This window comes from Bacillus sp. ISL-78, assembly GCF_018613455.1.
Taxonomy (GTDB): Bacteria; Bacillota; Bacilli; order Bacillales; family DSM-1321; genus Peribacillus; species Peribacillus frigoritolerans.
Genome location: NZ_JAGGQC010000002.1, coordinates 217,910 through 242,350, shown reverse-complemented (window position 1 = coordinate 242,350; position 24,441 = coordinate 217,910). Strand labels below are relative to the sequence as shown.

General features: G+C 37.0%; 25 protein-coding genes. 22 read left to right on the top strand and 3 right to left on the bottom strand.

What is annotated here, in order from left to right; translation table 11 throughout:
- Nucleotides 1-181: 181 nt before the first annotated feature.
- Nucleotides 182-1,297 (bottom strand): tyrosine-type recombinase/integrase, encoded by a 1,116-nt coding sequence (locus J7I96_RS01615; protein WP_214923084.1) that lies wholly within the window; start codon nucleotides 1,295-1,297, stop codon nucleotides 182-184.
- 413 nt (nucleotides 1,298-1,710) lie between these two features.
- Between J7I96_RS01615 and J7I96_RS01610 the strand changes: the two genes are divergently transcribed.
- The 4 genes from J7I96_RS01610 (at nucleotide 1,711) to J7I96_RS28575 (ending at nucleotide 5,840) form a co-directional block, all read left to right on the top strand.
- On the top strand, nucleotides 1,711-2,556 hold the full coding sequence (locus J7I96_RS01610; RefSeq protein ID WP_214923086.1) for a hypothetical protein: 846 nt from the start codon (nucleotides 1,711-1,713) through the stop codon (nucleotides 2,554-2,556).
- 588 nt (nucleotides 2,557-3,144) lie between these two features.
- Nucleotides 3,145-3,975 carry an ATP-dependent DNA ligase gene (locus J7I96_RS01605; RefSeq protein WP_214923087.1) on the top strand — a complete coding sequence of 277 codons (831 nt, stop codon included), beginning with the start codon at nucleotides 3,145-3,147 and terminating at the stop codon, nucleotides 3,973-3,975.
- A gap of 105 nt (nucleotides 3,976-4,080) precedes the next feature.
- Nucleotides 4,081-4,332 (top strand): hypothetical protein, encoded by a 252-nt coding sequence (locus J7I96_RS01600; RefSeq protein WP_214923089.1) that lies wholly within the window; start codon nucleotides 4,081-4,083, stop codon nucleotides 4,330-4,332.
- A gap of 515 nt (nucleotides 4,333-4,847) precedes the next feature.
- Nucleotides 4,848-5,840 (top strand): NPCBM/NEW2 domain-containing protein, encoded by a 993-nt coding sequence (locus J7I96_RS28575; protein ID WP_214923090.1) that lies wholly within the window; start codon nucleotides 4,848-4,850, stop codon nucleotides 5,838-5,840.
- 117 nt (nucleotides 5,841-5,957) lie between these two features.
- On the opposite strand, the gene J7I96_RS01590 is transcribed toward J7I96_RS28575, so the two are convergent.
- Together J7I96_RS01590 and J7I96_RS01585 are read right to left on the bottom strand one after the other, a co-directional pair.
- Nucleotides 5,958-6,134, bottom strand: a complete 177-nt coding sequence (locus tag J7I96_RS01590; RefSeq protein ID WP_214923092.1) for a DUF8096 family protein — start codon at nucleotides 6,132-6,134, stop codon at nucleotides 5,958-5,960.
- A gap of 58 nt (nucleotides 6,135-6,192) precedes the next feature.
- A complete protein-coding gene (locus J7I96_RS01585; protein ID WP_214923094.1) occupies nucleotides 6,193-6,663 on the bottom strand; it encodes a hypothetical protein in 471 nt (156 codons plus the stop codon).
- 115 nt (nucleotides 6,664-6,778) lie between these two features.
- Between J7I96_RS01585 and J7I96_RS01580 the strand changes: the two genes are divergently transcribed.
- From J7I96_RS01580 to J7I96_RS01495, 18 genes are all read left to right on the top strand, one after another.
- Nucleotides 6,779-7,120: an HNH endonuclease gene (locus tag J7I96_RS01580; protein ID WP_214923096.1), complete on the top strand. Its 342-nt coding sequence runs from the start codon at nucleotides 6,779-6,781 to the stop codon at nucleotides 7,118-7,120.
- Between the two features lie 9 nt (nucleotides 7,121-7,129).
- Nucleotides 7,130-7,963: an HNH endonuclease gene (locus J7I96_RS01575; protein WP_214923098.1), complete on the top strand. Its 834-nt coding sequence runs from the start codon at nucleotides 7,130-7,132 to the stop codon at nucleotides 7,961-7,963.
- A gap of 113 nt (nucleotides 7,964-8,076) precedes the next feature.
- Nucleotides 8,077-8,460 (top strand): P27 family phage terminase small subunit, encoded by a 384-nt coding sequence (locus J7I96_RS01570; protein ID WP_214923100.1) that lies wholly within the window; start codon nucleotides 8,077-8,079, stop codon nucleotides 8,458-8,460.
- On the top strand, nucleotides 8,441-10,132 hold the full coding sequence (locus tag J7I96_RS01565) for a terminase large subunit (RefSeq protein ID WP_214923341.1): 1,692 nt from the start codon (nucleotides 8,441-8,443) through the stop codon (nucleotides 10,130-10,132). Before J7I96_RS01570 ends, J7I96_RS01565 begins: the two co-directional genes overlap by 20 nt.
- Nucleotides 10,133-10,136: 4 nt before the next feature.
- Nucleotides 10,137-11,375: a phage portal protein gene (locus tag J7I96_RS01560; RefSeq protein WP_214923101.1), complete on the top strand. Its 1,239-nt coding sequence runs from the start codon at nucleotides 10,137-10,139 to the stop codon at nucleotides 11,373-11,375.
- A complete protein-coding gene (locus tag J7I96_RS01555; protein WP_214923102.1) occupies nucleotides 11,372-12,145 on the top strand; it encodes a head maturation protease, ClpP-related in 774 nt (257 codons plus the stop codon). Before J7I96_RS01560 ends, J7I96_RS01555 begins: the two co-directional genes overlap by 4 nt.
- Complete coding sequence (locus tag J7I96_RS01550; protein WP_214923103.1) at nucleotides 12,132-13,274, top strand: phage major capsid protein; 1,143 nt, start codon at nucleotides 12,132-12,134, stop codon at nucleotides 13,272-13,274. The genes J7I96_RS01555 and J7I96_RS01550 overlap by 14 nt, the downstream gene beginning before the upstream one ends.
- A gap of 15 nt (nucleotides 13,275-13,289) precedes the next feature.
- On the top strand, nucleotides 13,290-13,541 hold the full coding sequence (locus J7I96_RS01545; RefSeq protein ID WP_214923105.1) for a head-tail connector protein: 252 nt from the start codon (nucleotides 13,290-13,292) through the stop codon (nucleotides 13,539-13,541).
- 16 nt (nucleotides 13,542-13,557) lie between these two features.
- On the top strand, nucleotides 13,558-13,881 hold the full coding sequence (locus tag J7I96_RS01540) for a hypothetical protein (protein ID WP_214923107.1): 324 nt from the start codon (nucleotides 13,558-13,560) through the stop codon (nucleotides 13,879-13,881).
- Nucleotides 13,862-14,182 carry a phage head closure protein gene (locus tag J7I96_RS01535; protein ID WP_214923109.1) on the top strand — a complete coding sequence of 107 codons (321 nt, stop codon included), beginning with the start codon at nucleotides 13,862-13,864 and terminating at the stop codon, nucleotides 14,180-14,182. The genes J7I96_RS01540 and J7I96_RS01535 overlap by 20 nt, the downstream gene beginning before the upstream one ends.
- Nucleotides 14,182-14,571: an HK97-gp10 family putative phage morphogenesis protein gene (locus tag J7I96_RS01530; protein ID WP_214923112.1), complete on the top strand. Its 390-nt coding sequence runs from the start codon at nucleotides 14,182-14,184 to the stop codon at nucleotides 14,569-14,571. Before J7I96_RS01535 ends, J7I96_RS01530 begins: the two co-directional genes overlap by 1 nt.
- The gene (locus J7I96_RS01525; protein ID WP_214923114.1) at nucleotides 14,568-14,933 is read left to right on the top strand and encodes a hypothetical protein; all 366 of its coding nucleotides are present in this window, start codon (nucleotides 14,568-14,570) and stop codon (nucleotides 14,931-14,933) included. The genes J7I96_RS01530 and J7I96_RS01525 overlap by 4 nt, the downstream gene beginning before the upstream one ends.
- Before the next feature lie 3 nt (nucleotides 14,934-14,936).
- On the top strand, nucleotides 14,937-15,518 hold the full coding sequence (locus J7I96_RS01520; RefSeq protein WP_214923115.1) for a major tail protein: 582 nt from the start codon (nucleotides 14,937-14,939) through the stop codon (nucleotides 15,516-15,518).
- 59 nt (nucleotides 15,519-15,577) lie between these two features.
- Nucleotides 15,578-15,934 carry a phage tail assembly chaperone G gene (gpG, locus tag J7I96_RS01515; protein WP_214923117.1) on the top strand — a complete coding sequence of 119 codons (357 nt, stop codon included), beginning with the start codon at nucleotides 15,578-15,580 and terminating at the stop codon, nucleotides 15,932-15,934.
- Between the two features lie 220 nt (nucleotides 15,935-16,154).
- Nucleotides 16,155-20,288 (top strand): phage tail tape measure protein, encoded by a 4,134-nt coding sequence (locus tag J7I96_RS01510; RefSeq protein ID WP_251029073.1) that lies wholly within the window; start codon nucleotides 16,155-16,157, stop codon nucleotides 20,286-20,288.
- Complete coding sequence (locus J7I96_RS01505) at nucleotides 20,285-21,100, top strand: phage tail family protein (RefSeq protein WP_214923119.1); 816 nt, start codon at nucleotides 20,285-20,287, stop codon at nucleotides 21,098-21,100. Before J7I96_RS01510 ends, J7I96_RS01505 begins: the two co-directional genes overlap by 4 nt.
- A 12-nt stretch (nucleotides 21,101-21,112) precedes the next feature.
- Nucleotides 21,113-23,368: a pyocin knob domain-containing protein gene (locus tag J7I96_RS01500; protein ID WP_214923121.1), complete on the top strand. Its 2,256-nt coding sequence runs from the start codon at nucleotides 21,113-21,115 to the stop codon at nucleotides 23,366-23,368.
- An 83-nt stretch (nucleotides 23,369-23,451) separates the two neighbouring features.
- Nucleotides 23,452-24,417: a glycosyltransferase gene (locus J7I96_RS01495; protein WP_214923122.1), complete on the top strand. Its 966-nt coding sequence runs from the start codon at nucleotides 23,452-23,454 to the stop codon at nucleotides 24,415-24,417.
- The last annotated feature ends 24 nt before the right edge of the window (nucleotides 24,418-24,441 follow it).

Below are 24,441 nucleotides of genomic sequence, written 5' to 3'. Positions count from 1 at the left end.
TAAAATATTCAAAGATTCATATTAATTTAGTCCTTCGGGGTCGTAAGATATTATATAAAATAAATAAACCGCCTAAACCTTTATATAATAGGGTTTGTGGCGGTTTTTGTTTGTCTGTATTATTAATTTGGTAGGGAATTTGGTAGGGAATCATACATAACTATGCAACACTAGAAAGGATTTAAGAGTAATTGTTCAGCATTTTTTCAAGTACTTTAGCTGCATCAGCTTGCATGTTTGGCATCATGTGAGAATAGGTATCTAACGTGATTTTGATAGAGGAATGTCCTAATTGCTCCTGGACAATCTTAGGGTGAACATTGGCACTGAATAACAAGGAAGCACATGTATGCCGTAAATCATGAAAACGGATCTTCCTCATTTCCGTTCTCTCCAATACCCTTTTCCAATCCCTGTCGAAGGTTCCTAAACTTCTTGGCCGGCCATCTATTTGGCAAACCACTAAATCGTGGTCTTCATAATCCTCACAAACCAACTTCTCTTTAAGAATCATTGTCCTATGTTTTTTAAGTTCATTGATGACGGTAGGAGCGACCGTGATGGACCTAAACCCAGAATCCGTCTTAACTCCTTTAATTAGACCTTGTCTAGCCTTTAACGATTGGCTAATCCTTATTTGTGAAGTTTCAAAGTTGATATCCTTCCAACGTAAGCCCAGGAGCTCACCGCGTCGCATGCCTGTATAGATCGCCAGGATAAACAATATTCGGTATCGGCCATCTATCTTACCAAGAAACTGTTTAACCTCTTCTGTTGTCCAGTAATCAATTTTAGGCTTACTGGTCCGAGGTTTGGATCCTTTATCTAAAAGATCAAATGGATTCTTGATGATTAATTCTTTTTTTACTGCGGTTTTAAAACATGTATGAATCAGATTGTATATTTTACGGACAGTACCATCAGCAAGTTCTTTATCCTGTAAAGCCTTGATAAGGCGCTCAATATGAATAACACTGACCTTTTGTAAAGGAATGTGCCCAAGCTCAGGAATAATATGATTGGATAGGTGTCCGTTGTTTGTGTGCCTTGTTTCAGGGGAAATATCCTGTTTATTTTCCAACCACTCTTGAATGTATTCACCGAAGGTAATCTTAGAGGGATCTATATAGCTGCCTTTTAACCATTCCGTTCTGGCAGCAGCTTCTGCATCTCTTGCTTCTTTCTTTCCAGTAAATCCACGCTTCTTAATCGTTTTACGTTTGCCTGTTGTATCCTTTACTTCAAAGGCATAATAGTAGGCAGTTTTCCCATTCTTCTCATACTCATAGATTGGCATGGGTAACCTTCCTCTCACAATATGTGTAATTGAATTATAAAATCTAGTAAAAATATAAGCAAATAAAGTACGAGGGAATTAGGGAAAACATTAGAAAAAACTAATGATAATTTGAGGGTACAATGTGTGTTGTTAGGAGAAATACGTGGTAAATTTATATTATCAAGAAATTAAGAAAAGCCAATATTGGTGATATAGGGATGAATTTTTTTAATTATTTCACTTTCTCATAAGCGACAATTTAGATTTAATAATAAAAATAGAGGTTAAATTTTACAATTGTCGAATAGTTAAAATGAAATAGTATAAATGGAGGAGTTCACCTAATGTCAACTTTTAAAACTGTTTATTTTCATAAGTTAAATGTATTCAAAAGACAATTATCATAAGGTACAAAAATCAGTGCAGGAAAAATGACAAAACGGTACCAACCAAATGTAATAATAAATCAGTTATTTAATGATATATTAAAAAATAAGCTAAAGAATAACAGTTACTTAATCAAAAGTGATGATGCTCAGTATACTTTTGAAATTATTAACTCAGACGACACGTATATTTTCGGTAAAATTGGGCGATATAAAGATATGATTTCTTTTCAGCTTAGAGATAGAGAAACTTTGGAATCTTCTAAGATCTCAAAAACGAATACACAGGATTTAGAAGTATTCACTTATTTACTAATCGATAGATCTAATTACTTAATATCGTATTTGAAGGAGCAATCAGCTCCATCAATCTCTGTTTTAAGCTCTCTTATAGATAATGTTTATGGAAGTACCCAGAGCTTGTTTGGAGAAGTCTCCAGTATAATGATTGAAGATGCTATTCCTATTTTGAAAAAGAAAGATACCATTGGCTCAATTTCTTATAAAGTTGCTGTGCCATCTACTGAAAAAATCAATATTGATGCATTAGGGTTATCTGAAAAGGATTTTGAAATGTTGCAAAATCAAAAGAGCGTACAATTTGAAGTTAAGCTAGTTGCAGAAAGAAACAAATCTGCAATAGAAGATCCCAACAAACTTGAACAATTTTTAAAGAAAATAATGAAAAAAACTGAAAAAATTAAAGTAAGTGCAAAAGACACTTCTGAATACATGCAAACATATAATATTGTTGGATCAATAATGACTAAACGAGAGAAATTTGAGTTTGATAAAGATTCAACAAATATTGAGTCCGAAATAGAAAAAAAGCTTAAGAAAACATATGAAAATAATAAAGAGGAAATTCAAGAATATGTAGTAAATGAGTGATTAAATGAAAAAGAACTACTTTAGAAGGAACAAATGGAATATTGTAGTACTAATTTGCTTCATGATAAGCTTTTATTTGTTGTATAGGTATAATTTCTTTGATTTCAATAAAATAACTAGATCTTATCACCTTGATCTATTGACTATAAACTCCATTTTTGCTGGGTTTTTATTTACTAACCTGGGTATTATGGTTGGATTTGTAGATAAACAAGGAGTATCCAATTTAGAAAAAGCTGGTTATATGGACAATTACTACAATTCCATTTATTTCGGATTAGGGTTTCATGTTTTCTCAGCAATATTTTCGGCGGTGGGTTTTACACTTAAAGCTGTCAGATCTGACGAAGTTTTATTACTGTTACAATTAGGCTCTTTGTATGGTGGAATAATCTTTTTTACAAAGTCGATTTTAAATATATTTAAGATCATTAGAAAAATCAGAAATTCAATTTAGAAAACATATCAAAGATTTTAACTGGTAGACCATACATGATTTATTGGCATCCTTTCGAGGGTGTTTTTTTACATTATCTACCTCAAAGAATATTGTGATATTAGTGCTACAATTATCTTGAGGTGGTAACTTTGTTTATTTCTCCAATGCTATTGCACAAAACAGAGCAACCCTTCGAGGACAATGATTTCATTACTGAACTAAAGCTTGATGGAATTCGGTTAATTCTTTCTAAGTTTGATGATCAGATTAAATTGTATACTCGCCACAAAAATGAGGTCACAACGAAATTCCCCGAACTGCTCCAGTTGGATATTCCAAATGGAACTATTCTTGATGGTGAAATAATCGTGACTGATCAACAAGGTAAGCCTGATTTTGAAGCAGTGATGGAAAGGTTTCAATCCAAGAAATCTGAACACGAAATACAGTATTGCGTATTTGACGTAATTTATCATAATGGCCAAAAGGTAACTCATTTACCTCTGCACAAGAGAAAAGAGCTGCTTGAAGAAATAGTGGAAGATTCCAATTTAATTTGTAAGGTTAAATGGACTTATGGAAATGGGCCGGCTTATTTTGAGCTAGTAAAAGAGCAAGAGCTTGAAGGAATCGTCCAGAAGAAAGCAAATTCACAGTACCAAATTAATAAACGATCGCATGATTGGCTAAAGGTTATTAATTATCAATACACTGAGGCATTCATAACCGGTTTACGAAAAGATGAATTTGGTTTGCTTCTAGGGATTGAGGAAAATAATCGGATAAAGCCAGCTGGTATAATGGAGTTTGTCACTCCTGCAGCAAGAAAGCAGTTCTATAACCATTATCAGGATTTAATTGTAGATGAAAACAATAAATTCATCTACTTGGATCCAAAGATAAAATGTAGGGTGAAGTTCAGAAATTATACTAAGAATGGTTTGTTACGCATTCCGTCTTTTGTTGAATATATATCTTAAGCGTCTAACCATTGGATAGGCTTTTTTAATACCATTTTTCGAGGTGCCTTTTTGCAGGTAATTATCTCTTTTTGTCGAATGTGTAGGCAGAAGGAGGTGGTAAGCATGGAGTTAGTGCGAAAATTTAATATCATTAGTCAATACTTAGTTGAGATTGATGATGTACGGCCTATGGGTAATATGGGAACAAAGACTGAAACATGGTCATGGGAAATATCAATAGCTAAACATGAAGAGGAATATAAGGGTATGGCCATAGAGAGGTCTAGGAATATAAAAACTCCATGGATATTGTTAAATGAAACTGTTTTGGACAAAGAAATGATTCAAATTTGTAAAAGGCAAATGCCAAAATAAATAAAATGCTAAAGCACTCATTCAATTGGGTGCTTTTTATTTTTAATATAACGGCCTAGCTGGATGGGAGTCGTACAAAGGGGACACCTGATAAGTGTTTCTGTCTATGCACCGTTAGCTGTTTTGATGTGCCAATAATTATACAAACGAGTGTTTCGTACTCGGATTGCAGTACGGTGGTTAGCGTACTCGAATTGCAGTACGCCAGAGTACTCGGATTGCAGTACGCTAGAGTACTCGAATCGCAGTACTCTGAAATTTTTCCCTTCATTAGAGCAGAAATCCTAAAGAAAATCTTTAAAGAAAATATATAAAGAAAACCCTCTGAACTGTTGTTTTATTAAAAGGAAATCGATAACTATTGTTATAAATGAATTTAAAATAATAAACTATGAATTAATTTAAGAGTATCCTTTGAGGGTACTTTTTTTATGAATAACAAAAAAATATTGTAATAACAGGAAAATGTTACTATAATATATGAGGTGATTGAGACTTTAGTAGGGGGTAAAAAGGTGAAAAAGAAGATTTATATTTATACTACCTTATTGGCATTGTTATTTGGTTTTATAGTACCAAGTTCAAATGTAGAGGCAGCTACATCTAACGAAACATTACAGAAAAAGGTTAAGACTTTAGAAGCAACCATTAATACTCAAAAGAAAACAATAAGTAACAAAGATAAAGAAATAAAATCTTTGAAAGCAACAAATGATACTCAGAAGAAAACAATAAGCAACAAGGACAAGGAAATAAAATCTCTGAAGTCAACAAATGATACTCAGAAGAAAACAATAAGTAACAAAGATAAAGAAATAAAATCTTTGAAAGCAACAAATGATACTCAGAAGAAAACAATAAGCAACAAGGACAAGGAAATAACAACATTAAAAGCAAAAGTCCCGGTGGTAAGTACTGGAAAGATATATAAAGATGGAGTTTCTTCAGGTTCATCTCAGTTTATCAGTATGGGAAATAATGATTATGTTGAAGTTGAAAATTTAGTCCCTTTATTAACTACGTATGACGATACTAAAATAAAGTTTGATAGAAATAGTAAAAATTTATTTTTAGGCATAATGCCTAGTAATGGTGTTATTGGTCTTACAAATTTAAAACTTTATGATGAGTCTGATAATAATTTTTGGAGTGTACATCTCAATAAGTGGCCTAGTGGTTCATTCTCTATAAATGATAAACTTTTTTCAAGGGGGATAGGTGCAGAAACAACTAGTGATCTTACAGTTTGGGCTCGATATAAATTGGATGGAAAGTATTCTGCCCTTAATTTCAAATATGGATTAGGGAATACATTTGAAGGAAAAGGTACAATCACTGTCCTTGGAGATGATCAGGTGCTTTTCGAAAGCGGCGTATTAGATAAAATGGAAGATCCTAAACAACTTCAGATTGATGTAAAAGGTGTGAAATTTTTACGCTTCGAGTTTAATTCTGTCGATGGCGACCATTCAAGTTCGATAATAGCTGAACCAGTATTAATTCCTTAAACAAATATGTATTTATGGCATCCGAATAATCGGGTGCTTTTTATTTTGGTGAAAGAAGGGTGGGCATGATGATGTTTGGGAGAGTGAGGGGTAAATAAAAAACGACCCATCAAAGGGTCAGATACTTTTCTTCATGCCACAATTACGACACTCACGAATATAGATATAGTCTTTAACGGAACTTTTAAACTGGGCTTTATCACAATTATCACATCGACCACTCTTAATATCAGGTTGGCCTTTATAGTCGTAAACAATGGATGTATCATAGCCGTTGTATTTTTCTTCAGTCAATGCTGATCACCTTCATAAATAGATTTTGATACCAGATTGTATAATAAGGTGCAGGTGCTTAGTTATATATCTTTTTAAAGTAATGAACAAACATAATGTTCATGGCAATTTCGACTATAGCCGTGATAATTACATCGATTATATTAGTTTCCTCAAATGGCTGATAAGGGGCAAATAAGAAAATGTAAGTATAACCAATGATAGTTAAAAGTATGGACCATAAGATGTTCCGTAAAAACAGTGGAATCATTAAGCCAACAAAGGGTAAGAAGAAACCTAAGTCTTTTCTATTTCTCTTTTTATAAATACCGATTAACAAATAGATTGCAATCGCATTGATAAAAATATATAAAATTAAATCAATAACATCATATCTATTCATAATTGCAGGGTTATAAACTACAGGAAGTGGAAGCACCGTAATCGCAACTAATACCCAAAAAACAATATGGTAACTTTTCTTTTGTTTGTCAGAAATCGTTCCTTCCTGTAATGCCATGACGAGTTTGTTAATATTCCAGATATACATTGTTGTCTCCTTAAGTAGTAGATTATCAGACTAATTATAGGTTAGGCTTCACTCAAAAGCCATCATTATTTAGATAGTAGGGGAGGTCTAGGGTCTATTATGATCGTGATAATTCATGGGTAAGCAAGCTCACTACAATAAATACAAGCGTGATAAAGAAGCTAAGAAGTTCTATAACTCATCTGCTTGGAAGAAGTGCCGCGCTGTTGTATTAGCAAGAGACAACTATCTTTGCCAGGAATGTTTGAGAAAGAAACGGATCACACCTGCAGACATGGTGCATCACATCATTGAATATAAAGCAGACCTGAGCATAGCTTTAGATATCGACAACCTTGAAAGTCTTTGCAACCCATGTCATAACGGTGAGCATCCGGACAGAGGGAGCAAGAAGGAAGTCAAGGTGAGCAAGAAGATCAGAGTCGTAACAAGTAAAGCGAATGAGGAGATGTGGTAGTGATGGATAATGAAAACAAAGGAAGGTAAACATAAAAGAATATGTGGTCATTGTGGAAAAGCTTTTGAAACTAATGACACTAAGCAACGTTACTGTTGTGTATCTTGCGGCTCGAAAGCAACTAGAGAAATGATTAAGGGTGAAAGTATTTCAGAAAGAGAAAAAGAATTCGAAAGAAAGTTTAATGATAAATTCAAGGACTATCAATATGCAGGTGAGTATGTGCAAATTGATAAACCGTTTAGAATTAAATGCTTAGTTTGTCATGATGAGTTTCATCGTAATGCAAGCGTACTTAGGAGTAAGAAAAAGATTAGGTGTAGTAATTGCATAAGAGTAAATAAAGAAAACATTCTCAGAAAAGAAAAGGAACTGAGAGTATTTAATAAAGAACTAAGAAAACAGGAAAAAGAAAGATTAGCAGAAGAAAACAAAACCAGGTACACCAAGGTATGTCCTTCTTGTTTAATAATCTATGAGACTATCAACAATAGAAAGGTATATTGTTGTAAGACTTGTGCTAAGAAAGAACAAAACAAAAGAAAAGAAACTGTGAGAAGGCTAAGAGTTGATACAAATGGATCGGTTGATAATGACATAACATTAGCTCGTTTATATAAAAGAGACGAAGGAATCTGTTACATCTGTAACTCTAAAACAGATAAGAAACTACACTATAATGACAATAACTATCCAACAATTGAACATGTAAATCCTTTGTCGTTAGGTGGATTGCACACATGGGATAATGTTAAATTAGCTTGCAGGAAATGTAACACCATCAAAAGCAATAAAATATATATTGAAAATGAAAATGGTAAGGTGGAGTTTACTAGCTCTTAATCAAAGGTATCCCCCCTCGTCATTTTTTTGACACTGATTTTTTTTGAAGAACGACGATGGTCCTTCGTTTGCACCGAAATTGGAAATTTTATATATGAGGGGGGGGGGTGTAGATGTACAAACCTAAGTCAGGAATTACACGACAATTAGCAAAAGACCTATTTAAAACATTAATTGATGAATTACGGATTGATAACAACTTGAGTAAAAGAACAATAATCCTGGTAGATAATATGGTCCTGCTTGAACAAATGAAACAGGATTCGATTGCCGATGTGAAAAATCGGGGAACTGTTGAACTTTTCAAAAATGGCAGTCAGGAAATGTACCGGGATAACAAATCAGTGGATAAAATCTTAAAGATCATTGAACAGCAACGAAAACTTCAGGCAGAGTTAAAGCTCACCCCAGCCTCAGATAGAAAAGTTTCTGATGTTATACCAACAGACGGAGGAGAAGCGGAAAGCAGCAAGGGTGATGACTTTGAGCGTTTCTAAATTATTAACAACAGAGTATGCCAAAGGGGTTACTACCCATATCATCATTACCTCAAAAAAGGTTTTTCAAGCCTGTGAGCGTCACTTAAAGGATCTAAAAAGACAGGGAACGAAAGCTTTTCCTTATATTTTCGATGAAGAAAAAGGCCATCGTCCAGTTGAGTACATACAGAGATTCTGCAAACCATCCCAGGGTGATTACGACCGATTGGAATTACAGCCCTGGCAGCACTTTATTGTAGGGTCGTTGTATGGGTGGATTCATAAAGATTCAGGTATAAGGCGCTTCAAGGAGGGTCTTATTTTTGTTGGAAGGAAAAATGGTAAATCCACACTTGTATCTGGTTTATCGCTCTATAGTTCATCAAAGGATGGAGAAAATGGAGCTCGGGTTTATCAGCTGGCCAACTCAAAGGAACAAGCAAAAGAGGTTTTCGATGAGTGCGTGGCCATGGTTAAATCTTCACCAATCCTAAATCGTCACTTTGACCCTACTAATAAGGAGATACGATTTGGCCGAACAATGTCCAAGATAATCCCTTTGGCAACTGACAGTAAAAAGATGGACGGTAAAAACTGTAGTTTTGGTGTTTTTGATGAAATCCATGAATATAAAAACTACAAGCTAATCAATGTAATCAAGAACAGTACAGGGGCCCGGAAACAACCACTCCTTTTGTATATAACGACAGCGGGGTACCAATTAGACGGTCCACTTGTGGATTATTATGATAAAGCTGCTGACGTTTTGGATGGTGTTATTGATGATGAACGTTGTTTTTATTTTCTAGCAGAATTAGATGAAAAGGATGATCTTGAGAATCCGGAAAACTGGATTAAGGCTAATCCTAATCTCGGGACAACTCTTAAACTTGAAACGCTTATTGAAGAATGGGAAAGTCGAAAACACATTCCTGCAGAACGAAGTGACTTTATAACGAAACGGTTAAATCTCTTTGTGAAATCTGATGAGCAGTCATTTCTGGATTATTCTGTTATCAAACGTAATGACAAGGTTATGGATATTGACAAATTGAAAAATCGTAATTGCATAGGTTCTTTTGACCTTTCCGAATCCGAGGATTTCACAAGCGCATGTCTTGAATTTCCTCTTGAAACTGGAGAGGTTTTTGTTTTGTCTCACTCTTGGATACCGAGAAAAAAGGTGCTGGCGGATAACGAAAAAATCCCCTATCTAGAGTTTGCTAAAGACGGACTTTTAACAATTGTGGACGAAGATTATATTAAATTAGAACAAATTTATGATTGGTTTGTTGCGAAGTCCCAAATCTATACGATTGAGAAGATTGCATATGATCCTGCTAAAGCATACAGGTTGGTAAAGGATCTTGAAAGTTATGGATTCATCACAGAAGTTGTGAGGCAGGGGCCATTAACCTTAACGCCAGGTCTACGTGATTTAGAAACGATGTTCATGGATGGGAAGGTTATTTTTAATAAAAACAGGTTGCTGAGATGGTATATCAACAATGTGAAGTTAAAGAAAAATGAAAACGGTAGTTGGCTTCCGCAAAAACAAAATCGTTATCGTAAAATCGATGGATTTGCGGCTATGTTAAATGCTCACGTTAAAACTATGGAAATCTTGGCTAAACCTCAAGGTTCCGGAAACGTTAAGGTATTGAGCATAAAAGAGCTGTTAAGGGGGTGATAATTTGGGATTGTGGCAGCAAGTAAAGAAAGTATATAACACCATGGCTTACTATGCAGCCGTAGCCAATCCATATGTAGGTTCAGGCTATGGTTCAAGAAAAATAGTTACATCAAGCGGAATGTCCAGTAGATCAGGGAAAACATTGGCTACAAACGAAACGATTTTTTCAGCTGTATCTAAACTTTCTAATGCAATGGGGACTCTGCCGATAAAGCTTTACAAGGAATTTTTGCCGGTAGTAACCGATGAATCAGATTTATTATCAAACTCACCTAATTTAAACATGACTTCTTTTGACTTCATTCGAACTCTTGAAGTTCTTAGGGATACCGCAGGGAATAGTTACGCCATTAAAATATACGGTTTTAATTTTCAAGTTGTATCTATTCATATTGTGGACCCAACAAGAGTTACACCAATTTTTGAAGAAAAAAGCATGGAACTTTGGTATGAAATCAAAGGCGATAAGGGTAGCTATTACGTGCATAACCTTGATATTCTCCATTTTAAGCATATTCATGGTTTTGGTTTTAAAGGGATCAGCCCGATTGATGTATTACAAAATACTATTGAATTTGATGGTGAAGTGAGGAAATTCAGTCTGGAACAAATGGACGGGGCTAAAGCTTCTTTTATTTTAGAATATGCTGCTAATGTAAATGAGGAGAAGAAAAAAGAGGTTATCGAAAATTTCAGGGATTTTTATAAAGAAAACGGCGGTATTCTTTTCCAAGAACCAGGTGTAAAGATTACACAACTAGAACAGGAATTTATCAACACAAAAGTTTTTGAAGTAGAAAAAATCACTCGTACTCGAGTCGCATCTGTTTATAACCTACCTGTGCATATGCTTGGGGAAACAGATGGCAACAGTTACGCAAGTATGGAACAGATGTCTCTTCAATTTGTAAAAGAGACATTGCTCCCGATAGTCAGGCAGTATGAGCAAGAATTTAACCGGAAGATGCTAACAAAAGAGCAGCGGAAACAAGGGTATTACTATAAATTCAATCTAAAAGCCCTTCTTCGTGCAGATACTGCCACTCAAATGGAAGCCTGGTTTAAGGGTGTGCGTTCTGCTATTTACACTCCAAATGAAATACGTGAATGGGAGGAGCTCCCACCTATTGAAGGTGGAGATAAAGCTCATCTTAGTGGAGATTTGTATCCGATTGATACACCTGTTTCTGAAAGAAATTCAAAAACCGTTCAAACATCGAAAGGAGGTGGTGAAAATTGAAGAAGTTTTGGGAATTTAAGGCCTTAGTAGAAGAAAATGCAGGGGAATTATCTATTTATGGGGATATAGTTTCTTATAAATGGGATGATTCAGATACAACTGCACAAAGCTTTAAAGATGACTTGGAAGCACTCGGGGATATTGATACATTAAATATATATATTAATTCACCAGGAGGTTCTGTTTTCCAAGGTAACGCGATTTATAGCATTCTAAAAAGGCATAAAGCAAAAGTGAATATTCATGTTGATGGCTTAGCAGCATCAATTGCCAGTGTGATCGCAATGAGCGGTGACACTATTTTTATGCCTGAAAATGCCATGATGATGATTCATAATCCATGGACTTTTGCCTATGGAAATGCATCAGAACTGAGAAAGGTTGCAGATGATCTCGATAAAATGCGAGAAAGTCTTATCGCTGCTTACTTGGCCAAAACAGGTGACAAGATGGATCGTGAAACACTCATTGACTTGTTAGATAAAGAGACTTGGCTGTCAGCACAAGATTGCTTGGATTATGGTTTTTGTGATGTTGTGGAGGCTTCCAATGATATTGCAGCAAGTGTAAATAAGGAGTTTTTCTCGCAATACAAGCATACTCCTGACGAATTGCTCGAAATTGCTGAGAAAACGCCTGAAAATAAGCAAAAACAGCAAGAGAAAGAGAAAGAACAGGCTGAGATGAGGCAAAGGTTAATTGAAGAAGCAAAATCCAATATTGAAACTACAAAACTAATCTTAGGGGGATTAACAAATGAATCTTTATGAATTGAAAATGAGCTTAAAAACTGTCGGAGATCAATTAGCAAAAGTTGAAGGTGACATTGTTGCAAATGCTGGAGATCCTTCTACGCCAATTGAAGAAGTGCAAAATCTTAAAAAGAAAAAAGAAGAGACTCAGGAACGCTTTAATATTTTGAAAACACAGCATGATGAGTTAGAGGCAAAGCAACAGCTTCAATTTGAAAATAAAAAACCACTTGTTGGTGGATTAGAGGATCCTAAAGCTAAAAAGGTAGCTGCAAAAGCAGAAATGGTTCGGGCAACAATGCAAAATCGAACTTTATCGGATGAAGCTAAAGCCATTTTGGGTGATCGTAATAACACAGGCGGAGAAAAGCTTCTTCCAAAAACAGTTTCCGACGAGCTACTGTTCGAGCCGTTTGTAAAAAATCCATTGCGTGATGTTTCTACATTTACAAATGAAACGAATCTTGAAGTTCCTAAAATCACATTTACACTTAGCGATGATGATTTTATTGCAGACACTGAAACTGCCAAAGAAATGCAAGCTGAAGGGGACAATGTTGTCTTTGGACGTTATAAATTCAAAGTATTTGTGCCAATCTCTGAGACTATTCTTAAAGGTTCCGATACTAACTTAGTAGAAACGGTGGATCAAGCATTGGAAAGCGGTCTTGCAGCTAAGGAAAAGAAAGTTGCTTTCGCAGCTACACCTAAAACAGGAGAAGAGCACATGTCATTCTACTCCACGCAGAACGCTATTAAGGTTGTAAATGGAGCAAATAAATTACAAGCTATTAGAAAGGCTATCGCGGACCTTCATGAGGACTACCGTGATAATGCGAAAGTCATGATGACATATGCAGATTACTCTGAAATGATCGAGTCACTTGCTGCAGGTAATACAACTTTTTATGATGCACCACCAGAGCGTGTGTTAGGGAAGCCTGTTATCTTTTCTGATTCTGCAACTGATCCAATTGTCGGTGATTTCCGTTATTCACACTTTAACTATGATATTGAAATGCTTAAAGATCGCGATAAAGACGTTAAAACAGGAATTGAACTATTTGTTCTTACTGCTTGGATTGACCATAGGATTAAATTGAAATCTGCATTCCGTATTGCTAAAGTAACAGCACCAACTGTCTAGTAAGGAGGGCTGAACATGCCCGAATTAAGTGAAGTTAAAGAATATTTACGGATTGACGGTGAAGAGGATGATGCTCTTATAGGTCTGTTAATCAAAGCGGCAATAGAGTTTCTAGAAAATGCAGGAGTGCCAGAGCAGGATAGTGCCTTATATAAGGTGGCTGTCATGCTCTATGTCACTCTTCAGTATGAAAATCGTGATCCAGGACAAAAAATTGAGAAGTTTAATACAGCCTTTCAATCAATTATTCTTCATCTAAAAAACTAATTAAGAGGTGATTTACATGAAATACGAGGTAAGCTCTGCATTTATTGATAAGAATACAAAAGATGAATACGCTGTTGGTGATTTTTACGTTACTGATAATGTTGATCGTGCAGAATTCCTTCAAATTAAGGGGTTTCTCGGGAGTGAAATTGATTCCTCCGTAGATAACGTTTTGGATAAAAATGCTCCTGAGGTTGTGAAAGCCATTGTTCCTGAAACATCGAAAGAGGAATTGGAATCCCTATACAAACGTGAATCTGAAGGAAAAAACCGTGTAACTGTGAAAGAACACATTGAAAAACTCCTAAAAGGTGAGGACGATGAATCCAGCAAAGCTTGATTGTCGCATTGAAGTCGGTCAAAATCAGTCCGTTAAGAACCCAGAAACCAAACTTAATGAAAAGGTATGGGTATCTTTTCACTCTTGCTGGGCAGAGAGATATGAGCCGACAGGACGTGCATTATTTGAAGCTGCTGTCTCCCATTTAGAAAACGAAGTGTTTTTTAATATCCGCCCTAAAGATGGAATAACACCAGGAATGCTTTTAAAATACAAAGGCGAAGAATATAAGATTGGTCCTATTCGATATGGAACACGGAAGAAAAACCTTACCTCTTTGCAGTGCAGGAGGGTTGAATAATGGTTAAATCCACATTAGATGTTGATGGGATGGAAGAAATCCGGAAAAGAATCATTGAATTGGGGCGTAAAGGGTCAAAAATTCAAAATGCTGCCATAAAGCAAGGCGGGCAGATTCTAGCAGATACGATGTATAAAGAAGTCGCTGTTTCGGACATAAATCATACTCATATCAGGGATGACATTGTAGTCAGTGAAGTGAAGCGAATTAAAGGAATTCCTCACGTTCAAGTTGGGCCGAGTAAAGAAACAGCCTGGCGGGCTCATTTCCTTGAATTCGGCACTATTTATATGCCACCTAACCCATTTATGCTTCGTTCTGTTCGTTTATCAAAAGAAAATGTTCAAGCAAAACTAAAAAGTGAGCTGAAAAAGGGGTTGGGGCTATGATCGATATGGAATTTCCAGTCATTTCCTCTTTAGAAGCCGGTTTATCAGATTTAGTTGGTGATAAGGTCTTTCGGTGGTTTGTACCGCAAGAGAGTTCCGGTGATTACCCTTATATCCGTGTGGCAGAACTTGATAATACTGATGAAGATTACCGCGATAATAAAGCTGTAGCTTCGGACATTGCCATTCAAGTGGACCTGTGGACTAAGAGTGATCCAAATATAGTACAAAATCGAATAGATCAAGTTATGAAGTCACTCCATTTCAAACGAATGGGCGTGGCTTCTTTTTATGAAGAAAACACTGGAGCAATGAGAAAAATGATTCGGTATACATCAAAAGTGAATTTAGAGGAGGAATAATGCATGGCGATTGTAGGTTTACGTAATCTTGTATATGCACCATTATTAACAGATCCTAAAGATGGGAAAGCCACATATGGAGAGGTAAAACCCTTTGCTCCTGCCATTACGGCCGGAGTAGAAACTGCCCAGGAATCTGCCACACAATATGCAGATAATGGCCCTATTGCAGTTGTTACTCAAATCGGGGAAACAACATTGAGTTTAACAGTAGATGAAATTCCAATGGAAGTTTTGGCAGAAATTCTGGGGCAAGAATTGAAAAAAGGAGTCATTGCTTATAAACAAAGTGCTGTCGGTCCTTACCTCGCCCTTGGGTTTGCAGGTGATAAGTCAGACGGGAAAGAACGTGTTGTTTGGCTAACAAAAGGCCGATTCTCCATTCCTTCTGATGAATGGAATACTAAAACAGATTCACCAGAATTCCAAAACCAAGAAATTGAAGGAACATTCATCCGACGTGATTCTGATGAGGTATTTAAAATCGTTGGCGATACTGCTGTTGCTGAATTTGCACCTTATCGTACTACATTCTTTAATGAAGTATTCGACTTGGCAACATTAGATACTACACCTACTGTTTAACCATTTTGAAGCATCGCTTATAGCGGTGCTCTTTTTTTTGATATATAAGGAGGCGCGTTATGGAAATCACTTTATTTGTAGATGGACAAGAAAAAACATTCACCCAATCATTTGTATCAGCAAAATATTACCGGAAGTCATTAAAACTGCTTAAGGCCTTAGAAGATGGTAAAGCAGATCAAGAAGCTACCCTTACCGAACAGTTTGAACTTATTGTTGATATTTTTGAGAAACAATTTACAGCTGATCAATTAGAAAACGGCTTAGATGCCCGAAAAGTGGATGAGGTTCTTTGGGACATTATTCGAAAGGATATCTTAGGTTGGAAGCCTTATTCAAAAATGAAACAGGATATGGAACAGGCAGAAAACAGTTTTTTAGCAGAAGCCCTAGGGAGCCTAGGGAAAGACAAATAACCCAAATATATAAAGAGTTACTTGATACTTATGATCACCTTGTTCACAAAAAAGGGTGGCCGTTGAAGGATGTGGATGACATGGATATCCACTTTTACTATGAACTATTAAACCACTCTGCAGTAAAGATAACTACAAACGGAAATACCAAAGGAAAAAGAAATAGGTTGAAAGATCAAAAGGTGGTTCCTATTGACGCCGTATTCTAGGAGGTGGAAGTATGGCTGAAGAGATTGGCTCCATGATGGTTCGCGTCGGTCTGGATGGGGCGGATTTTGACAAAGGGCAAAAAAACCTTTTACAAAAAATGAATCTCGTGAAAAGTGAAATGAAAGCTTCCCAATCCCAGTTCGGCAAATATGGGAATTCACTTGATGCTTTAAAAAGCAAACAAGGCATATTGGGAAAGCAGTATGCACTACAAGGTCAACAGGTTCAAGCATTAAAGAAAAAGTATGAAGAATTGGCAAAGGCTCACGGTGCTGAAAGTGAAGCAGCTTTAAAAGCAGGATCTAACTTAAACCGAGCAACTGCTTATTATAATACTCTTGGTCGTAATTTAACTGAAACTTCCAAGAAAGTTGATACCCTGAACTCAAAATGGAACAAAGCAAGCCAAGGGATGTCCACTTTTTCAAAAAACATGGGCAGCACTGGAGATAGAATGGGTGAATTCGGTAGGACCATGGCTTTGTCCGTTACTGCTCCTGTCGCTGGATTGGCAGCTGCGGCCGTAAAAACAGGTATGACTTTTGATAAAGAAATGAGTAAAGTTCAAGCCGTTTCAGGATCTACAGGAGAGCAGTTGCAACAAATGCGCGAACAAGCTATTGAATTAGGCGCCAGTACCTCGAAATCAGCCTCCGAGGTTGCATCAGGTATGTTGGAGATGTCCAAAGCTGGTTATGATGCAAATCAGGTGATGGCAGCCATGCCAGGGATTATAGCCGCCAGTGAAGCATCCGGTTCCGATATGGCACAAACGGCAGAGGTCATGTCTTCAGCACTTAATATTTTTAGTCTGGAAGCAAATAAGGCATCTGATGTAGCTGATATTTTAGCGAAAACCGCAAACATCTCAGCAGCAGATATAACAGATATGCAATATGCCTTGAAATATGCTGGGCCTCCTGCGGCAGCACTAGGCGTCAGTTTTGAAGAGCTATCCGGATCTATCGGTATCATGACAAACGCTGGAATGAAAGGCGAACAAGCTGGAACGACTTTGCGGGCAGCCTTGCTTTCGTTGTTGAATCCATCAGAAGCAAATAGCAAAATGATGGATACAATGGGGATTGCCATAACAGATGCTGAGGGCAATTTTGTAGGACTTTCTAAACTTGTTGAAAACCTTTCAGATTCTATGGACGGTCAAACAGAAACACAAAAGGCCGCAACCCTTGCAAGCCTGGTTGGTACTGAGGCAGTTTCAGGAATGCTTTCACTCATGAAGGCTGGTCCTGAAGAAATCGATAAGATGACCCAATCACTTGAAAACTCAAGTGGTGCCTCTGCAGAAGCTGCCAAGATCATGAAGGATAATTTTGCGGGTGCTATGGGTGAATTGCTTGGGACAATGGAATCTATAGGCATCCAAGTTTCAGACGTTATGACACCAGCCATAAGGGACGTTACGGAATGGCTTGCTAATATGGGGGATAAATTCTCTAACTTGAGTCCGGAAGCTAAAAAGACTGTGATTATTCTCGGATTGGTTGCTGCCGGAATCGCGCCTATAACACTCGGTATGGCTGCCCTATTTAAATCCATAGGGATAGTATCTGGGGGATTAGCTGCAGGCATAGGATGGTTAGGGAAGTATCGTTCACAAGCAGTGCTTACTAGTGCCTCAGTAACTACAATGGGGAACTCGGCTGTTATCGCTTCCACTAAGATGAATACCGCAAATGGAACAATGGCAAAATCCACAAAAGGCATGAAGGGTCTCCAGGGTGGTGCTGCGGCTGCCGGTGGAGCTATGGCTATGTTTGGCGGTAAATGGGGAATAGTTGGGGGAATCTTGACAACCTTTCTTCCTCAAATAATTCAGGGTGGATCAAAGTTACTTGGATTTGGTAAAAATGCTGTAACCAGTGGTGGCAGTGTAGCAAGCATGGGCGGTAAGGTTTTTTCTGCAGCTAAAAACTTTAAAAATTTAAGCTCCATCTTAATGATTGCGAGAGGTGGTTTGGCAGCATTTGGCGGTCCAGTTGGACTAGCTGTTACTGGTGTAGCCTTGCTTGCTCAAGGTGGATATAAGTTATATAAACACCTTAAAGAAGAACAGATCCCTGCATTATCCGATTTTGGTAATAAGGTTTCTGATTCAACGACTCAGGCAGTTTTAGGATATAAAAAATTAAATGATGATGCAACGGTGCAATTAAACCTCTTAGCCTCATCAGGTGAAGCAGTATCTCAACAGATGGCTGATAAATTGGTTGGTACGTTCAGTAAAATGGGCGGGACTATTTCTGCCAGTTTAAAAAAGGATTTTGAAGACAGCACGACACATATCCAAGGTCTTTTTAAAGAAAGTAACATTCTTAGTGACAGCTATGAACAAGAATTACTTGGAAAAATGGAAACAAACAATCAAGAAAAGTTAGATAAACTTCAACAATATGAAGCAAGGGTTAAAGAAATAACCGATAGAGCAGTTCAACAAAAAAGGGAAACCTCTGAAGTTGAAAAAGCCGAAATAAATGCAATTAAACAACAAATGATGGACATGGCCGTTAAAACGTTGTCAGAAGGCGAAGTAGAGCAAATAGCAATCATGGATAGGTTAAAACGGGAATCAGGTAATATTTCTGCTTTAACGGCTGCAAAAACTGTAGCTGAAAGTAAGAAGGCTAAAGACGGATCAGTTAAAGAAGCAAATGAAAAGTTCAAAAAAATACAAGCTGCAGCTATTCGCGAACGAGATGAAACAGGTTCGATTTCAGCAGAAGAAGCAGATGCAATAATTAGGGAAGCAGATCGTCAACGTGATGAAGCTGTTAGCAAGGCTAATAGTATGCATAAAGGCGTGGTTAAAGCTTCCAAGGAGCAAGCAAAAGAACATATTGACGATGTGGATTGGGAAACAGGCAAGGTACTTACCGGTTGGGATAAGATGGTTGGCGGTATTAAGAAAGCTGTTGACTGGGTTAAGGGGATATTTGGTGGAGGGAAAACAAAAGAAACTCCATCATTAAGTTCTAATAAAAGTGTTGCAAAAAAACCAATTCCTATGATGGCAAAAGGGACCCCGAATGGTAGCCATCCTGGAGGGCCAGCTATTGTTTCTGAAAAGGGAAGAGAATTAATTCATGAGCCAGGAAAAGGAACGTATTTATCAGGAAGTAAGGGTGCTGAACTTAGAAATTTAGCTCCTGGAACCAGCGTGTTACCTAATCACCATACAGAAAAAGTTTTAAAACGCTATGGTATGCCTGGGTATGAAAATGGAACAGGCGATTATTTTGATTGGATGTTTAAAGGATCAAAGTATTTTCTTGGAAAAACATTTGAAAAGTTCAATTTAAAAGACTCGTTAATTCCTAGCTGGATGAATAAATTATCAGGCAACCCAATTAGCTCCATGATAAATATGGGATCGGATTGGGTTAAAGGATTAATAGATAAGTTTACATTAGGTGGCGGCGGCGGTGGCAGTAATAACCCTGTAGGGGCTGGCGTTGAAAGATGGCGTTCAACTGTCATTAAAGCTTTGGCAATGAACGGTTTACCTACAGCGAAGGCTTATCAAGATGCTTGGCTGCGTCAAATAAAGTCTGAATCAGGTGGTAATCCACATGCAATCCAGTCATCCGGAGTAAAAGATGTCAACTATTACTCTGGAAATTTGGCCCGTGGCCTCGTCCAGGTGATCCCGCCAACATTTTCCGCATTTTCATTCCCAGGTCATAAGCATTGGAAGAATGGTTTGGATAGCTTACTTGCTGGTATGAACTACGCTAAAAGTAGATACGGTTCAAACATGCTAGGAGTCATCGGGCATGGACATGGCTATGCAACAGGTGGAGTAATAGATGAACCTCAAGTGGCCGCATTAGGTGAAAATGGCTGGAAAGAATGGGTCCTAACTTCTGAGCCCAAACACCGGAAAAACAACATAGGTATGTGGGCGCAAGCTGGTCAGGCATTAGGTATGAATCCTGGTGGTATAGATTATGCGAAATTGGCCGAAACCATTGTTTCGAGTTTAGTTCAAAGGCCTGTAATCATAAATCCTGCACCTGTAAATGTTGATGGATTTGCATTTACAGAAATCACATTTCCTTATATAGATTCAAAATTAGTTTCTAACTACAGTAGATCTTTAACAATTAATGGGGTGAGAAAATGATAAATGTATATGATGCATTGGGGAATCTAATCGATATTTCTAAAATAGGATTACGATGCACCAGTTTTATACCTGAATCTCTCTCACCCCAATTCGTTGAAGAAAGCAGAGAAGGTGTGGACGGGTCTATACTTCTCGGAACCACAGCAGCAACCAGAAAACTCTATACAAAATTTCTCATCGAAGCTATTGACCACCTGGACTATCAACTTCTGAGAGATGAAATTTACAAGATTTATGATCCAAGAAAAGATCGGTTTATTGTAGATACACGTCAGCCAGGAAAAAGGTGGAGAGCACGAACTTCAAGTGCATTTAGACCAGAATATATAAATTTTTCAACCGGGCAATTTGACTTGGAGTTTTCTGTTGCTTTTCCGTATGCAGAATCCATTGGAACTTCATTGGATCCTTTTACTTTTGACTCTGAATTATGGCAAATGGGGCAAGGCTTACCAGCTGATATTGATTTATTTTATAAGCATTCAACCACAACATTTAGCATCTATAATGCGGGTGATATAGACTTAGATCCGCGATGGTTACCTTTAATCATTAGTTATAAGGGGGCCTCCACGAATTTAAAGATTAAGAACACAACAACCAATGTTGAATGGGCATATACAGGGACATCAAACGTTGGTGATTCTATAAATCTTGATGGTATTCGTTCCACTAAAAACGGTTTATCCATAACGAGAGCAACAAATAAAAAGCTCCTTACTTTGGCACCTGGCTGGAACAATTTCATATTAACTGGAACCAGCGGTAGCTTCGAAATCACATTCGACTTTCGCTTTTATTATTTATAAGGAGGATGAGACATGGGAAGATTTCCAGAATTGCAAACAAGTCTCTCCAGAGATTTTCGAAATTCATACAATGAAGGCATTAAAAAGGTGGATACGTCTTTAAACAAGGTAGAGGCTGATTCATCCAGTGCATTGGCAAAGGCTGTAACATCAGAAAATGTTTCAACCGAAGCAAAAAGCATTGCAAAAATTGCTGAAAACAAAGCTGATAGTGTACAAGAGCAATTTAACCAGGTTGTTATCGAAGGAGATTCTTCGGTTGAAGCAGCACAAATGAGGGTGGATACAGAGGGGGTTGCTCACCCCACAGCAAAGGCCAGGGTTGATTCTGATTACAACAAAGTTAACTTACATTTAGAGGAAAAAGCTAATCAATCGGAGGTACAAGATATATTAATAAGTGATTTAAATTTAGTGCGCAACTCGGATTTCGAAGCACTTCCCACCATTTATTCAAGAAGTTCGGTTTATAGCTTTTTGGCAGGTGTTACAGCACCTCAAAAAGATGGGGGAAAATCGCTGAAAATTGAAGCGTTAAATTATGAAGACTCTACGGATGTTAATAAAGATTTCGCGTTCATCCTTACAGAAAAAATGATGCCCAGGGAAAAGGTAAAAGTATCTTTTTGGGTGTACCCTTTAACATCTAATAAAACTATAAATATAAGAATGGCTTACACACCTAGTGTTCCCGTTAATCTAGGACCAGCTAATCAATGGAATCTAATTGAAATAGATTTAGATCTTGCCACTATGACACAAGGTAGCGACTATATGTACTTCAATTTCAATTCTTCGTTATCCATCTATATGTCTAGATTGAATGTGACAAACATTACTGAAGCCATTAAGCCTATTCCAATTAGTTTGAACAGAGTTAGTAAGCAATTGGAACAAAACCCAACTCGTGTACAAAACTCTAATGGTATCGTTGAAAGAATGATCGATATAGCACAGACCTATTGGGATAATGTTGGTTCTTTCGTTTATGGAAATCGGTATACAGCCTATGACCCTACAATGGATTTAGTTGGAGGGAAAAAGGAAATAGATTGTAGCTCCTTCGCTAATCTATTAATTCGGGGCGTACCTTATGAAAAGTCAAGGTATAATGGTAATTCTGAAAATGTGGGATCAAAACTATTCTTTCATGATATCGACCCCTATAAATATCGGTATGCGAACCAAATCGGAAAATATGCATATGAGAAAGGGTATTCATTTATACCGAATGAAGACTTCTCGAATGTTGAGCCGGGTGATATTCTTTTCTTCAGTTGGACAAATAAAGAGGGGAGTGGTGACCTTGCGGGAAGTATCCGCGACAATGCATTTATGAAGATAGACCATGTAGCAGCATACTTGCATAAGAAAAATGAATCCTTATGGGCAACCCTTCAATTCGATAATGGAATCAGTACCGTTTATTATGAGGCCAGCAATGAGTATATGAGCCAATGCGTTCTTGCTGCGCGTTTCCCCTTCGCCAATGTAGAAAGTATGTATACTGGCGAAAACATAATATTAGATGGGGATACAGTAAAGAATGTTACCAATGTAACTGCTGTTGGTACTTACAAGCTATCGAAACCATTAAAGAAAGGTCGTTATTACACTTTCTTCATTGAAGGGCAAGTCCTGACAGATAATTGTTATTTTGTACTTCAAGTAAACGGTAAAACCATTTATTCAGATAATGGGAAAATAGGGTCTTATAACGGTGTAACTGCATTGAGATTCCCTTATCTGTTAGATGATATCGTTGATACTGTGACCCTTATAATAGGAGCGCCTACAGGAACGACTTCATCTAGGAGCGCAAATGTTAATTGGTGTTCGTTATATGATGGGTATGTAAGAAATAAGAAACATTACAGCAGGAGTAACACGTCAGGTTTTGGAGTTACGTCAAACTCATTAGCTTCTAATCTTGACACCCTGACTATTTCTGGTCAATATTATTGGAGTTCTACTTCGACCTCTGCCCCATCTTCAAGTGGTGGCGGTACAATTATCCATTTAGTTGGTGCAAATAATGGGTGGATGACACAGATCGCAATGAAAGATACTACTGCCGTTACATGGGTAAGAAATAAAAGTAATGGCGTTTGGAGTCAGTGGTATCCCCTTGCAAGTATAATTCAAGGTACTTCTTTACCTTCTACAACTCCCGTTTTCATAGGGCAGGTATATATTGATACAGTGAATAAAGTTTCTTATATGGCAGTCGGTACATCAAACGCAAATGACTGGAAACAAATTACTTAACAGGTATTATTTTTTCAACTCCTTGCTAACCTTATACTAATAAAGTAAAATTATGCTAAAAGCTCAAGCAAGGAGTTCTCACTGTGGAAACTGAATCAAATAAGGCCTTAATTTCTATTATTATTCCAATCTATAACGCTGAAAAATACCTTTCCAAATGTTTAATTAGTATTACAAGTCAAACTTACAAAAACTTAGAAATCATTCTAATCAATGATGGCTCAACAGATCAAAGTGGATTTATTAGCGATCAATTTTCCGAAAAAGATAATCGAATTACCGTTATCCATAAAGAAAATGGTGGCGTTTCTTCGGCTAGAAATTTAGGGTTAAAAACGGCTAGAGGAAAATATATCGGCTTTGTTGATCCTGATGATTGGGTGGACCTAAAAATGTTCGAAAGTCTGTACAAGTTAATTAATGAAAATCAATCGGATATCGCAGCTTGTGGTTATTTAAGGGAGAATCCGGATGGTGTAGTCATAAATAAAATAACTGAACCAAATGTTTTTTCCTACAATCAGGCAGAAGCATTGGACGCTATCTTAAGTGAAGATGGCTTTAAGGGTTTTACTTGCAACAAGCTCTTTTCTGCAGATATACTACAAAATATTGTTTTTGATGAAGATATACATTTTTGTGAAGATTTATTGTTTTGCTGTCAAGCAATCTCAAACTCTAACAAGATCGTTTATAATTCTACTCCCCATTATCACTATATCATTCACGACAATAATGCATCTCAATCACAGTTCAGCCTAAAAAAGTTAACTGCTTTAGATGCCTTAACAAGGATTGTTAATTTGTTAAGTGATAAAGAAGGTATCCAGTTAGAAAAATTCAAAAACTACTTCATGCACATGAACATCAGTTTGTTGATGAACGGTATACAAGAGAATAAGTGCGAAAGTAATATTCGGAAACGGTTAAAGAAAAATTTATATCAGTATAAATTGAATGAGTTGACTGGGAAGTTTGTAAAAATCTCTTGTGCTATATCTCGCATTAACATCAACTTGTTTTACAGGGTATGGAAATTCGCAAAATGAATGTTGTGTGCTGGAACAAAACGT